The sequence below is a fragment of the Streptomyces sp. NBC_00029 genome, from assembly GCF_045160505.1.
In the GTDB taxonomy this organism is placed as follows: domain Bacteria; phylum Actinomycetota; class Actinomycetes; order Streptomycetales; family Streptomycetaceae; genus Streptomyces.
This window is the reverse complement of record NZ_CP108292.1, coordinates 4,055,069-4,069,090: the sequence shown is the minus strand read 5'-3', so window position 1 is coordinate 4,069,090 and position 14,022 is coordinate 4,055,069. Positions and strand designations below refer to the sequence as shown.

Annotated in this window: 7 protein-coding genes; all 7 read left to right on the top strand. The window is 69.0% G+C overall.

Annotation, left to right across the window (positions count from 1 at the left end; translation table 11 throughout):
- Positions 1 to 245: 245 nt before the first annotated feature.
- The 7 genes from OG753_RS19025 (at position 246) to OG753_RS18995 (ending at position 14,019) form a co-directional block, all read left to right on the top strand.
- Positions 246 to 2,063, top strand: a complete 1,818-nt coding sequence (locus OG753_RS19025; protein ID WP_405789318.1) for a non-ribosomal peptide synthetase — start codon at positions 246 to 248, stop codon at positions 2,061 to 2,063.
- A gap of 96 nt (positions 2,064 to 2,159) precedes the next feature.
- Complete coding sequence (locus tag OG753_RS19020) at positions 2,160 to 3,074, top strand: TauD/TfdA family dioxygenase (protein ID WP_405789317.1); 915 nt, start codon at positions 2,160 to 2,162, stop codon at positions 3,072 to 3,074.
- Between the two features lie 11 nt (positions 3,075 to 3,085).
- Positions 3,086 to 4,558, top strand: a complete 1,473-nt coding sequence (locus OG753_RS19015) for a condensation domain-containing protein (protein ID WP_405789316.1) — start codon at positions 3,086 to 3,088, stop codon at positions 4,556 to 4,558.
- Positions 4,555 to 5,898, top strand: a complete 1,344-nt coding sequence (locus OG753_RS19010; RefSeq protein WP_405789315.1) for an MFS transporter — start codon at positions 4,555 to 4,557, stop codon at positions 5,896 to 5,898. The genes OG753_RS19015 and OG753_RS19010 overlap by 4 nt, the downstream gene beginning before the upstream one ends.
- 62 nt (positions 5,899 to 5,960) lie before the next feature.
- Positions 5,961 to 9,239 (top strand): AMP-binding protein, encoded by a 3,279-nt coding sequence (locus tag OG753_RS19005; protein ID WP_405789314.1) that lies wholly within the window; start codon positions 5,961 to 5,963, stop codon positions 9,237 to 9,239.
- On the top strand, positions 9,236 to 12,793 hold the full coding sequence (locus tag OG753_RS19000; RefSeq protein ID WP_405789312.1) for an amino acid adenylation domain-containing protein: 3,558 nt from the start codon (positions 9,236 to 9,238) through the stop codon (positions 12,791 to 12,793). Before OG753_RS19005 ends, OG753_RS19000 begins: the two co-directional genes overlap by 4 nt.
- On the top strand, positions 12,787 to 14,019 hold the full coding sequence (locus OG753_RS18995; protein WP_405789311.1) for a phosphopantetheine-binding protein: 1,233 nt from the start codon (positions 12,787 to 12,789) through the stop codon (positions 14,017 to 14,019). Before OG753_RS19000 ends, OG753_RS18995 begins: the two co-directional genes overlap by 7 nt.
- Positions 14,020 to 14,022: the final 3 nt, after the last annotated feature.

Here is a 14,022-nt window from a genome sequence, read left to right as displayed (position 1 = left end):
GGCCGGGGGGCACGGCGGAGACGTCAGTGAAGCCATCAATTCGCGACATGTCCGATGTGCCGGTCGCCGTCCCGACGCAGACACCGTTGATCTGCATCTGGAGTCCGCAGGAATCGGCTCTCGCCGTCTGCCGACTCAGCATGCCCAGATCGATCAAGACCCTCGCCGGCCGTACGGCCGATGGCGCCACGGCCTTCCGGACAGTGCGCCATCGGATGCGGTGAAAGCGGCGGAAAGGAAGAGGAATGGCTGACGAAGCGCCGGGGACAGAAGAGCCCTCGGCTCAGCGACGAGACCTCCTGTGCCCGACAGGGTGGGAGCCGGCGCCCCAGCCCGACACGAGCGTGCTCGCCTTGTTCGGGGAGCAAGCCGCACGCACCCCGGACGCCGTCGCGGTGATCGCCGGTGATCGGCGGCTCACCTATCGGGAGCTGGACGTCGCCGCATCTCGCGTCGCGGCGCGGTTGCGTGCTGCCGGTGCGCCGGCGGTGGTGGGGGTCTCCGCGGAACCGTGCCTCGAACTTCTGCCCGCGGTGTTGGGAGCGTGGAAGGCCGGGAGCGCATGGGTCCCGGTCGATCCTGGTCACCCGGCCGACCGCGTGGCGTACGTGCTGGGCGATTCCGGAGCGCGGCTGGTACTGGCCGGCTCGGCAGGGCCGTTCCCGGGGGACGTCCTCCTGATCAATGACGAGGTCGGTGGCGAGGCTGACGGAGACGCCGATCGCGACCTGGTGCCGGCTTCGCCGAGCGATGTCGCGTATGTGATCTACACGTCAGGGTCGACCGGTCGGCCCAAGGGCGTGGTGGTCGAGCACGGGTCGCTCGCTGCCTACCTGACCTGGGCGGCAGATGTGTACCCCGGGCTGGCTGGACGGTCCCTGGTCCATTCCACGCTCTGTTTCGACCTGACTGTCACGGGACTGTTCGGCCCGCTCATCGTTGGCGGCTCGGTGCGCCTGGCACCGCTGACCAGCAATGTGCCGGAGCGTCCTTCGTTCCTGAAGGTCACGCCGAGCCACCTGCCGCTGCTGGAGGCCATCGGTGACGCCGCATCGCCGAGCGAGGATCTCGTTGTGGGCGGCGAGGCACTGCCCGCGGACGTTCTCGAGGCTTGGCGGGTCCGTAACCCGCGGACTCGGGTCACCAACGAGTACGGCCCCACCGAGGTCACCGTCGGCTGCATTGCTCTGACCATCGAGCCCGGCACCCAGCCGCCGGTCGACGCTTCCGGGGGAGTCGTGATCGGGCATCCAGTGCCCGGGCACGCCGCCTACGTTCTGGATGCCCAGGGACAGCCCGTCCCGGACGGGGGCATTGGGGCCCTGCACGTCGCGGGGCCGCAGGTGAGCCGTGGGTATCTGGGCCGTGACAGTGCCGCGTACGCGAGCAGCCCCTTCCACCCTGGCCACCGGATGTACGCGACGGGCGACTTGGTGCGGCGTCGGGAAGACGGGCTCCTGGAGTACCTGGGGCGCAACGATCAGCAGATCAAGCTGCGTGGCTTCCGGATCGAGCCCGGCGAGATCGAGTCCCTGCTGCGCGCCCAGCCCGGCGTCGAGCAGGCGGCCGTCGCGGTTCGCGCCGACCAACTCGTGGCCTACGTCGTGGGCCAGGGTGAGCCCGACCGTGACGCGCTCGCTCGCGAGCTGCCGGAATACATGCTTCCCAGCATCTTCGTCAAGCTCGATGCCCTGCCGCTGACCTCCAACGGCAAGTTGGACAGCGCTGCGCTTCCGACGCCGGACTTCTCGGTCGAGCCTGCATATGTCGCCCCGCGCACTGACGCCGAGCGGCTGGTTGCCGAGGTCTTCGCCGACCTGCTCGGTGTGGAAAAGGTGGGTACGGAGGATGACTTCTTCGAGCGCGGTGGCAATTCACTGACCGCCATCCGAACGATTGCCCGTATTCGTGCGCAGCTCGGCGTGGACATCCCGGTTCGAGGAATGTTCACGTTCACGACGGTCGCCGCGCTGGCTGCGGAGATCGAACGACTGATCATGGCGGAGCTCGACGAACTCAGCGACGCGGATGCGGAGCAGCTCCTGCGTCAGGGAGCTGTCTGAGCCCGAACCGGAGCTCACCGCCGGCGATCTCGGCCGGCCGACTGGTGAATCCACCCTTGATGGGCCAACCCGACTGTGCGACAAGGAACAACATTCATGCGATATATCGGAAATGAGCACACGCGCGTCGCCGTCTTCGACGACGTGACGGACCTGGACCGGTGCCGCGAACTCCTCGGCGAACTGGACAGCGCGCTCCACGACCAGGGTGCGGTTCTGCTCCGTGGGCTTCCCGCCGACCTGGAACTCTTCGACGAGATCACCCGCCTGGTGGGCGGGTCCCCACTGGAGTACACCGAGCGGTCCACCCCGCGGTCCGAGGTCCAAGGGGCCATCTACACCTCCACGGAATACCCGCCGGACCAGTCCATCCCGATGCACAACGAGAGCTCCTACTCGGAGAACTGGCCGAGGCTGCTGTTCCTCCTCTGCGCCGTGCCCGCGGAGTCGGGCGGAGCGACGCCGGTCGCCGACAGCCGTGCGGTGTACCGGGCGCTTCCGGCCGATGTCCGTGAGCGGTTCGCCCGGGGAGTCGTCTACACCCGCTCGTTCCGCCAGGGGCTCGGACTGTCCTGGCAGGAGGCGTTCCAGACCGACGACCCGGCGGCCGTGGAGAAGTACTGCACGGAGCACGGGCAGAGCTTCGAGTGGACCGACGAGGGACTGCGCACCTCGCACCACCGGCCGGCGTGGCAGGTGGAGCCGCGCACGGGGGACACGGTCTGGTTCAACCAGGCCCACCTCTTCCACGCCACGAGCCTGGAGCCCGACGTGCTCGAGGCACTCCTTTCCCTCTATGCCGAGGAGGACCTGCCCCGGCACGCCTACTACGGCGACGGCTCCCCGATCGAAAGGGCCGATCTGGACGCCGTCCGGAAGGTCTACGACGAGGTGTCGTTCGCCTTCCCGTGGGAGACGGGCGACGTGATGATCGTCAACAACATGCTGGTCGCGCACGGCAGGCAGCCCTTCACCGGGACCCGCCGCACCCTCGTCTCGATGACGGACTAGGGGCCCGTTCCATGACCATCCCCACCACGCCGGGCCACCTCGCCGACGGCGCCGCCGAGCCGCAGGGGCGCCCCCGTCTGGACGCCCTGTCCCAGGCGAAGCGCGAACTCTTCGCCCAGCGACTCGCCGGCCGTCGGACCGAGTCCGACGGTTCCCCGGCCCCGATCACGCAGCTCCGGGACCAGAAGTCCGTCTGGTCCAACTCGCTGAGTCCCGCCGAGGAACGCTTCTGGATGGCGTACACCTTCGAGGACCAGTCATCCGCCTACCACATCCCGATCACCTTCCGCCTCTCCGGACGCCTGGACGTTCCCGCGCTGAACGAGGCCCTGCGGACGGTGACGGCGCGGCACGAAATCCTCCGCACCCGGTACGAGCTCCTTCCCGCCGGTGAGCTCACCGCGGTGGTCGACGGGCCAGGGGCATGCACCTTCGAGGTCGTGGACGCGGACCCGGACGAAGACGTACGGGAGACGCTCGTACGGGCCACCGAGAAGCCCTTCGACCTGGCGACGGGTCCGTTGCTGCGCCCGCTGCTGCTGCGCGTCAGCGACGACGAGTACTTCCTGCACATCACCGTGCACCACATCGTCACCGACGGATGGTCCATCGGGAACCTGATCGAAGAAGTGTCGGTCGCGTACAACGCCCACGTGCGGGGAACGGATCCGGATCTTCCCGAACTCCCCATCCAGTACCGTGACCACGCGACCTGGCAGCGTTCCCAGACCGAGGAGTTCGCCCGTCAGGCGGACTACTGGAAGCAGGCACTGAGCGGGGTCCCCCACGAACTCGGCCTGCGTACCGACCGTCCCCGGGAGTCCCGAGTGATGGTGCCGGGCAAGTCCGTGACGGTCACGTTCTCCAAGGCCGCCGCGCTGAACATGGCGCGGCAGACCAGAACGACGCTGTTCATGGTGCTCCTGGCCGCCTATTCCGTCGTTCTCGGGCGGCACGCGGACCGGGAGGACGTGGTGGTCGGAACTCCGGTCGCGGGTCGACAGGATCCGGCGACCGAGCCGCTCATGGGTTGTTTCATCAACACCGTTGTGATGAGGACGGACCTCTCCGGGGATCCCAGCTTCCGCGAGCTGCTCCTCAGGGTCCGCAAGTGGTCCCTGCGTGCCTACGAGAACCAGAGCGTCCCCTTCCAGCAGGTCGCCGACAGCGCGATTCCGCGGACGGGGGTGCGCAGCACGCTGATCCAAGCCTGGCTGGCCCTCCAAAACTTCCACAACCCGACGCTCGAGATGGCGGAAGTCGACGCCGAGGACGTGTTCGTCACCACGGACGCGACCAAATTCGACGTCACGTACTACATCACCGAGCTCGAGGACCAACTGGAACTCGAAGTCGAATACGACAGCTCGCTGTTCGACGAGAGCACCATGCGGAAGTTCGCCGCCGAGTTCGCCGACGGCCTCGAAGCCGCCTCGTCCGATCTCGACCGACCGATTTCCGAGATCTTCAAGGAGACCCGATGACCGCGCCAAGCGAGACGGCCTCGCTCTTCCGACACCGCGACTTCCTGCTGTTGTGGTCCAGCCAGAGCATGTCGGTCTTCGGGGCGCAGCTCACGTACGTGGCCATCCCGCTCACCGCCGTCATGATCCTTCAGGCCACGCCCATGCAGTCCGGCATCCTGGGCGCGCTGACCACGCTTCCCTTCCTGCTGTTCGGCCTGGGTGTCGGAGCCATGCTGGACAGGCGGGCGCGCCGCCCCATCCTCATCGGGGCCGATGTCGTGCGAGCCCTCGCGCTGGCCTGGATCCCCATCGCCTACGCCCTCGACATACTGACGATCACGCAGCTCTTCGTCGTCGCGTTCGTCGTCGGCACGATGAGCGTGTTCTTCGACCTCGCCTATCAGTCGTACCTCCCCACCTTGATCCCGCGGGCAAGGCTGATGCAGGCGAACTCGAAGATGCAGGTTTCGGAATCGATGGCCGAGGTCGCCGGTCCCGGAGCGGCCGGCGCGTTGATCGGTCTGCTCGGCGCACCCTTGGTGATTGCCGCCGACGCCGTGAGCTACCTTCTCTCCGCTGCGGCCGTTCTGAAGCTGCCTGCGGATGCGACGCCTACGGCGGACCAGGGCCAGGGCACAGCGCCCCTCTCGTTCTGGGCGTCCATTCGAGAAGGCATCAGCGTGGTCAGGCGCCACCCCGTCCTCCGCTGGTGCACGACCGCCGCGGTGCTCGCGAACCTCTTCGAGAGCGCCCTGTTGTCGGTCTTCTTCCTCTTCCTCGTCCGGGACATCGGATTCGGATCGACGGAGATCGGCCTGGTCGTCGGATTCGGTGGTGCGGGTGCTGTCATCGGTGCTCTCCTCGTCGAACGGGTGACCCGCCTGCTGGGCGCCGGCCCGGCGCTGACCTTGGCCATGTTGCTCCCGGGAGTCGGGTGCCTGCTGCTGGGGTCGGTCGACGCGGACTCGTCGTGGGCCCTCGGACTCGCGGCAACCGCGAACTTCATCGCCCTCATCGGGCTTCCCGTGTTCAACGTGACCGTCATCAGCTTCCGCCAAGCGGTGACTCCCGACCACTTGCTGGGCCGGGTCAACGCGACGGTGCGCACCTTCGCTTGGAGCGCGCTGTCACTGGGTTCTCTCCTCGGCGGTGTGCTGGGCACGTCGCTGGGCCTCCGTGAAACCGTCCTCGTATCCGCGTGCGGTGGCTTCCTGGCCGCGCTGCTCCTGTTCTTCTCCCCGCTGCGCTCCCTTCGTCGCCTCGAGGACGCGGAGGCCGTGGCAACGGATTCCGAAGCGGACCTGAAGCCCGGCGCATCCGCGGAAGAGAAGCCCGAACCGGTGGGAGAAGCGCGATGACTGTCGTAGGAACCAAGCAGAACGAGAGCCGGCAGGTTTCTCTTCACCAGGAATCGGAAGACATGCTCAAGCCTTCGACTTTTGTCCCCTTCATCTCGCCCGCCGGCCTCTGGAGCGAGCACGCAGCGCTCGAGACCCTGTCGGTGCCGCTCGAAGGGTCGCTGCCCGAGCGCCTGCGGGCGGTCGCCGACGAGCTCGCCGTGAGCGAAGAGGCGATTCTGCTGGCCGCATGGCGATCCCTCTACGCGCGGTACACGCAGGACCGCGACGACCACGTCCTGGTGGTGGCGCAGGACCACGCCGCAGACGGGGCGGTGGACGTCTCGGGACGGCCGGCACCCGTGGCGCAGGTGCGCCTGTCGGCTCCGCTGAGTGCTCCCTTCGCCGAGGTCGTCCGGGCGTCGGAGGTCGCGCTGCAGGCCACGACGGACGCGGCGCACGGCGTTGCCGGCCGCGAGGTCGCGACGGGCCGTGGTGATCTCGACTCGGGGCCCGTGCTCTCCTTCCGTTACGGGAAGGCCAGCGAGGAGCCGCCCGCCGGGCGGACTCCCCTGACCGGCTCCGATGTCCCGGGAATCCTCCACCTGGACTGCTCACGCGAGCCCGAGCGCCTGTACCTCACCCTCGCCGGCACCTTCGCACGTGTGGCGAAGTCCGAACTGGTGCTGCTGGCGGAGGCGTTCGAGCAGCTTCTGGGCGATGCGCTGGCAGACGGCCGGCGGGCGGTCGGTGTGCTGCGCATGCAGGCCGACCAGCCGCTCACCCCTCGCCCGCATCGGCGCCACTCGTCGGTGCTGCACCGCTTCCTGGATCGGTCCGAAGCGACCCCTGAGCGTCCCGCGGTCCGCTGTGGGGACGAGGTCCTGTCCTATCGAGAGCTGGCGCAGCGGTCGGCCGCGGTCGGATCCCTGCTCCGTGAACGCGGTGTCCGCGCCGGCGACAACGTGGCGCTGCTCGCCTCGGCGTCCGAGGACACGGTCGTCGCGATGCTCGGGACCTGGATGGCGGAGGCCGCCTTCGTCCCCTTCGACCCGGCGTGGCCGGCGGAGCGGGTCGAGGCCGTACTGCGGGAGTCGGGTGCCTCGTTGGCCCTGGTGCCCGACACCGAGGCGGCTGTCACCCTGCCGGTCCCGACTGTGTCGGTGGCGGTCGCCGCCACTTCGACCGCACCGTCGGGTTCCGCGGCGCCGAGCGCCGAGGGGGCCGCCTACACGATCTTCACCTCGGGTACCTCCGGTACGCCGAAGGGCGTCGTCATCGGCCACGAGCAACTCGCGCACTACACCTCCGCGATTCTGGAACAGCTGAGGCTCCGCGACGATGCCGAGTTCGCGGCCGTCTCGACGCCCGCCTCGGACCTCGCCTACACGGCGATCTTCCCGATGCTCGCGAGCGGCGGATGCGTCCGGCTGGTCGGCCTGGACGATGCCACCAGCCCGCAGGCCCTCGCCGAGCGGTTCCGGGCGAACCCCGTGAGCGCGATGAAGCTCGTACCGTCCCACCTCTCCGCCCTCCTGGCGGAGTCGGCCGAGCCGCTGGCGCTGCTGCCGGGCGAGGTTCTCGTGCTGGGTGGGGAGAAGCTGCCGCAGTCCCTCCACGATCTGCTGCGCGAGCTCGCCCCCGACCTGCGCGTGTACAACCACTACGGTCCGACCGAGACCACCATCGGTGCTTCGTGCCTCTCCCTGGACATGCTGTTCGACGAGCGGTGCGCCTCTCTGCCGGTCGGCTTCGGCCTCGGGGAGAACGTTCTCACCGTCGTCGACGAGGAGAACAAGCCGCTGCCCGCCTGGTGCCCGGGTGAGGTCCTGATCAGCGGTCCGGGAGTCGGCATGGGCTACCTGTCGGAGCTGAAGGAAGGCGGGTCGGGCTTCGGGGACCGGGGGGCTTCCGGGCACTACCATTCCGGTGACCTCGGTCGCTTGGTGCCCGGCGTCGGCATCGAGATCCTCGGCCGACTCGACGACCAGGTCAAGCTGCACGGCTACCGCGTCCAGCTCGGCGAGATCGAAGGCCTCCTGAACCAGCAGCCGGGCGTGTCGGCCTGCGCCGTGGTTCCGCGGACGGACGACAGCGGTCTCGTCTCGCATCTCGACGCCTACGTGGTCGGAGACAGGAACCAGACCGGTGCCGCGCCTTCGATCGCGGGCATCCAGGCCGCCCTGGGCCGTAGGCTCCCCGCGGCCATGATGCCGACCGGCTGGGAGACCCTGGCCCAGCTGCCGCTCACGCGCATCGGCAAGGTCGACCGCAAGGCCCTCGCGCCCATCGAAGCGCGATCGACCACGGCCGGTCGTCCACGCGACTCCGTCGAGCAGCGTCTGCTCGCGCTGTGGGCCGCCGTCCTCGACGTCGAAGGCCTCTCGCCGGAGGACGACTTCTTCGAGAACGGCGGGCACTCGCTTCGCGCCATCAAGCTGATATCCGTCGTCAACAACGCCTTCGGCTGCAAGCTGCCCATGTCGTCCATCTTCAGCGCGCGGACGGTCGCGTCGATGGCCACCCTGATCCGCAACACCGACAGGCGCGATTCGAACCTCGTGCCCCTGCGCAACACGAAGTCCGGCAAGCCGGTGTTCTGTATCCACCCCGGCGGCGGCAGCACCCTGAGCTACTGGGAAATGGCCCGCCTGCTGCCGGCCGACGTACAGGTCATCGGTGTCGAGTCCTGGGGGCTGCACGGCAAGGCCCCCCAGGAGAGCCTCGTCGAGATGGCCGAGGGGTACGCCGCGGCCATCGCCGGGGCCTCTCAGGAACCGCCCGTGCTCATCGGGTGGTGCTACGGCGGCGCCATGGCCTTCGAGACCGCCCAGGCGCTCCGACGTGCCGGCGTCGAGGTGGGCAAGCTGATCCTGATCGACAGCTCCGTCCCCACGGCTGTCCCGGAGGAGGACGAAGAAGAGGTCCAGGAGGCCGAGCCGCTGACGGAAGCCACGCTGATCAGCCGCTTCGCCTGGCACTACGAACTGGAGCTCCCTGAGGAGACCTCGTCGGCGCACACCTACGACGACGTGCTCACGGCCATGCAGAAGAACGGACATCTGCCGCCGGACGCGGGCGCGGACGAACTCCGCACGCTGCTCGATGTGTACATGGCCAACATGGCGGCTTCGGAGGCGCACTTCGGTGAGCTGTCGGAGCTCCCGACGCCCGACTACCCCGTCACGCTCATCCGTGCCGAGCCGGCCGAGCTGCCGCTGGACGAGGACCGGACCTGGGGCTGGAGCTCCGTGGTCGGCCCCGGCCTCGGCTTCGGCTCCGTGGACGCGGACCACCACAGCATCATGCGCGCACCCGCCGTCTCCGAACTCGCGAGGCAGATCGGGCAGGCCTTCGAATGATCCAGGCAACACACGAACGAGTGCGGCAGGGTGCCCTGACACTGCACGAACTCTTCGACGCGGCGGCGGCGCGTCGAGCGGATCACCCCGCACTGATCCAGGGGGATCGTTCCCTCAGCTACGCCGAACTGGCCGAACGGTCTGAGGTCGTTCGCGCCCACCTCACGGCGCGCGGGATCGGACAGGGAAGCACCGTCGCGGTCCGGTTGGACCGAAGCCTCGCGTGGCCGGCGGCACTCCTCGGCATCCTGAAGGCCGGAGCGGCCTACGTCCCCCTGGACGTTCGGCATCCGCGGGAACGCGTCGAGTACGTGCTCGGAGACGCGCAGGTCGGTCTCGTCCTCGTGTCGCGCGAAGAGGGCACGCCCCCCACGGGGCAGGTGCCCGTCGTCGCCGTCGAGGACGTCTTCGAGACCGGGGCGGACGTCGCCCCGTCCGGCGTACACGTCGCGCCCTCGGCACCGGCCTACGTCCTGTACACGTCCGGTACGACCGGCCACCCCAAGGGCGTGTGCGTCGAACACTCCCAGCTCGTGCACTCGCTGCGGGCCGTCGCCGAGTGCTACGGGATCGTCCCGGAGGACCGCGTCCTGCAGTTCTCGGCCCTGACGTTCGACGTCGCGGCCGAGGAACTCTTCGCGACCCTCATCAGCGGAGCCACCGTCGTCCTCCGGGACGCCGGCCCCGTGCCCGACATCGGTGAACTCGTCACCCTCGCGGACCGGGCGGACGTCTCCGTACTCAATCTGCCGGGTTCCTACTGGCATCAGTGGGTGTCCGAGCTGTCCGAGTACCCGCCGTCCCGCTGCGGGAGCCTCCGCCTCGTCGTCGTCGGCAGTGAAGCCGTCGACGCCGGGAAGCTGGCGACGTGGCAGGCCGCCGCGCCCGCCGGCGTGAGGTGGCTCAACGCCTACGGGCCGACGGAGACGACGATCACGGCCACCGTGTACGAGCCGCCCGTGCCCGGAACGCACTCGACCGACCAGCCTTCCGGCAGCGTCGTTCCCATCGGCCGGCCGCTGCCCGGTGTGCGTGCCTACGTGCTCGACGACTCGCTCCGCCCCGTGCCGCCGGACGTGCCCGGTGACCTGTACATCGCCGGTCCCGGCGTGGCCCGTGGCTATCTGGGTGACCCCGCTCGGACCGAGGCGTCTTTCCTGCCCGATCCCTGGGGCGGACCGGGCGAGCGCATGTTCGCGACGAGGGACCGCGTGCGCCGTTCCGTCGGGGGCCTGCTCGAATTCCTCGGGCGGAGCGACGACCAGGTCAAGCTCCGCGGCTTCCGCATCGAGCTGTCCGAGATCGAACACGTCCTGAGGACGCATCCACGAGTCACCGACGCGGTCGTGGTGCTGCGCGAGGACCGCCCCGGGGACCAGCGGTTGGTCGGCTACGTCACCTCCGGACGAGGCACGGACGCCGAGACCGAGGAGCTCGTCGCGGAGCTGCGCGCCCTGGCGACGGCCAAGCTGCCCGAGTACATGGTGCCCACGAACGTGCTGGCGCTCGATGCGCTGCCCGTGAACTCGAACGGGAAGATCGACCGGCGAGCCCTGCCCGTGCCCCCGGTGCGCGACGAGCTCCACGGCGAAGCGCTCGCACCGCGGACACCGACGGAGCAGCGGCTGGGCGCGATCTGGTCCGACGTGCTGGGGATACCGACGATCGGTGTCGACGACGACTTCTTCCGCCTGGGCGGACACTCCCTCCTGGCGACGCAGATCATGGCCCGCGTCCGGAAGGAGTTCCGGGTGGACCTGTCGTTGCGCCGGCTCTTCGATCATCCGACCGTGGCCGGGCTCGCTGGGGCGATCGAGGACGCGGCCGTTGACACCGCGGCGTGGAAGACCGATCGCATCCCGGTGGCGGCCAGGCCGGCACGGCCACCGCTGTCCTTCTCCCAGCAGCGCATGTGGTTCATGGACCAGCTGGTACCGGACAACGCGTTCTTCAACGTCGTCGAGGCCCTCCGTCTGACCGGCCCCGTGGACGCGGAGGCGCTGCAGGGCGCCTTGGACACGATCGTCGATCGCCACGAGGTGCTGCGTACGAGCTATCCGAGCCCCGGTGGCCAACCGCACCAGGCGGTGGCCGAGTCCGTGACGGTGCCGCTGGACAAGGCGGCCGCCGTCGACGAGGAGCACGCACGCGACATCGTCATGGAACGCATCCGGATCCCGTTCGACCTCGGTGAAGGCCCGGTCATCCGCGCGGGCCTGGTCCAGTTGGCGGACTCGGACTCGGAGCACGTGCTGTGGATCTGCGTCCACCACATCGCCTACGACGAATGGTCCAACAACCAGCTCCTGCGGGAACTTTCGGAGTTCTACACCGAACTGACCACCGGTCGACCCGCCGTGCTCGCCGCGGTCCCGCTGCAATACGCCGACTTCGCCGTGTGGCATCGGGACTGGGTGACCACCTCGGTCCGTGACCAGCAGATTGACTACTGGCGCAAGCGGCTGGCCGGTGCGCCGCCGGCCCTCCCGTTGCCGACGGACATGCCCCGGCCGAAGCGTCTCAGCCAGCGCGGGGCGGCCGTGACGTTCAGGCTCGACCCCGAGGTCGCGGCCGGGCTGCGCGATCTCGCCCGTGCCCAGGGCTGTACGCCCTTCATGGTGCTCCTCACGCTGTTCGGGGTGCTCCTGCAGCGGCACGGTGCGGGTGACGACGTTCCTGTCGCGACGCCCGTCGCGAACCGGACCCGTCAGGAGACGGAGGACCTGGTCGGGCTCTTCTTCAATACGCTGGTCCTCCGGCTCGACCTGTCCGGCGAAGCGGACTTCGGCGAGCTGCTGCGCCGGACCAAAGACGTGGCCGTGGGCGCGTACGAGCATCAGGACCTGCCGTTCGAGCACCTGGTGGAAGCGCTCAGGCCGACCCGTGACCCCAGCCGGAATCCGCTCGCACAGGTGCTGTTCCAGCTCCACAGCAGGCGGCCCGGTGTGGGAGAGCTTTCGCTGCCGGGCGTCACGGCACGGCAGTTCGAGTTCGCGTGGACCACGGTCCGCGTCGACCTGGAATGGCACCTGCGCGAGGTCGACGACACCTTCACCGGCATCGTCGCGTACGCCACCGACCTCTTCGAGCACGCCACCGTCGCGAACATGGTGGCGGACTTCGAGGCCCTGGCCACCGCCGTCCTCGCCGCCCCGGGGCATCCCCTGTCCGCCGTGCCGCTCGCCGGTGCCCGCGGCCGGGAAGCCGACGGCGCACCCGGTGACCGGCTCCACGACGAGGAGATCGGGGGCGGCACGCCGTCCTCCGGCGGCGTGCAGGAGATACAGCAGGTCATGTGCGGGATCTGGGCCAAGGTGCTCAACCTGGACGAGGTCGCTCTCGACGACGACTTCTTCGACCTGGGTGGGCAGTCCCTGCTCGCCACCCAGCTGATCTCGCGTATCGACGAACACTTCGGAGTGCGCATTCCGTTGAGCGAGCTGTTCGATCAGTCGACCGTCGGCGGGCTGGCCGAGCTGGTCGCCGATGCAAAGGGAATCACGACCGAGGACGTCTCGCGGTCGGATGCGACGCGAGGAGGGGAAGCATGCTGAACACGATCGAATCATCCGCCGACGGCATGCTGAAGGAGCTGCGAACCGGGTTGTCCTACGTGGGCACCACGCAGTTCGGCAGTTGTGTCCAGCAGGCGGTCTGCAACGTCCTGGAAGCACAGGGGCTCAAGGACGCCGCCGATCTCATCGGTGTCAGCTGGGGGTTCACCTATGGCCCCGGGTACGACCGGCTGCGCGCCGGAGAACGATGGGTTCCCGCCGTGGCCCGGCTTTCGGGACTGGACCTCGGTCGCCGGCGGTTCGAGTCGGCCCCGGCGGCCTTCGAGGCCGAGCAGGCCGCGCTCAAGGCCGGTGTGCCGGTGGTGGTCGCGGTCGATTCCTTCGACATCGCCTCGCCCTACCTCGGGCGCACCCATCTCATGCACGCGCTGATCGTGGTGGAGTGGGGCCCGGACTCCGTCACGGTGCTGGACCCGATGAACGAGCCGGGGCCGTCGTCGTTGTCGCTCGACACGTACCGGCGCACCCGGGCGAGCGCGGTGGCCCGCGACTTCGACATGGTCGTGTCGTACGGGACGGTCGAGCGGCCCTACTCCGCCGTCGACGCGCTCACCGCACTGCACGCCGACGCCGTCACCCACCGTGAGGCCGGCCTGGCCGACCTCGATGAGTTCATACGCGCGGTCGAGGCCGGAAGGGTCGCACCCGATGTGGCGGACGTGGCCGCGGAGCGTACGTACGCCCATCGCCTGATGGCGGCGGCGGCCAAGGAGCTCCCGACCCTGGAGCCGCTGGCCACGAAGGTGGACGCCCTGGCCCGCCGCTGGTATTTCGCACACACCGTCGGGATGGACGGAAACGGTCAATCGCCGCAGCGAATGGCCAAGATCTTGCGGGACTTGAGGGAGCGAGAAGTGAAGTTGCTCGATGCAATGACCGAGGCCGTGGAGGCAGTCGGTCCGAAGCCCACCGGAGAGGAAATCGTCGTGGTGACGCCACCGAATCTCATCGAGCGGATCACCACCGTTCTTGCTCGGCAGACGAGCGTGACGACCGAGGGCCTGGCGGCCGGCGATGACCTGTGGGCCGCCGGCCTGACGTCGCTCGAGTCCGTGCGGCTGATGATCGGCCTCGAGGACGAGTTCGGCATCGAATTCCCCGCTTCGCTGCTGTCCCGGAACTCCTTCGGAAGCGTCGCCGCCATGGCGGACGCAGTCGGTGGCCTGCTGGCCGAGACCTCGGAACTCGCGGAAGGCCAGGCCTGAAGA

Bases quoted from the DNA above. Each gene is read 5' to 3' on its own strand.
- OG753_RS19005 (WP_405789314.1), top strand. From the start codon at position 5,961: ATGCTCAAGCCTTCGACTTTTGTCCCCTTCATCTCGCCCGCCGGCCTC.
- OG753_RS19010 (WP_405789315.1), top strand. From the start codon at position 4,555: ATGACCGCGCCAAGCGAGACGGCCTCGCTCTTCCGACACCGCGACTTC.
- OG753_RS19015 (WP_405789316.1), top strand. From the start codon at position 3,086: ATGACCATCCCCACCACGCCGGGCCACCTCGCCGACGGCGCCGCCGAG.
- OG753_RS18995 (WP_405789311.1), top strand. From the start codon at position 12,787: ATGCTGAACACGATCGAATCATCCGCCGACGGCATGCTGAAGGAGCTG.
- OG753_RS19020 (WP_405789317.1), top strand. From the start codon at position 2,160: ATGCGATATATCGGAAATGAGCACACGCGCGTCGCCGTCTTCGACGAC.
- OG753_RS19000 (WP_405789312.1), top strand. From the start codon at position 9,236: ATGATCCAGGCAACACACGAACGAGTGCGGCAGGGTGCCCTGACACTG.
- OG753_RS19025 (WP_405789318.1), top strand. From the start codon at position 246: ATGGCTGACGAAGCGCCGGGGACAGAAGAGCCCTCGGCTCAGCGACGA.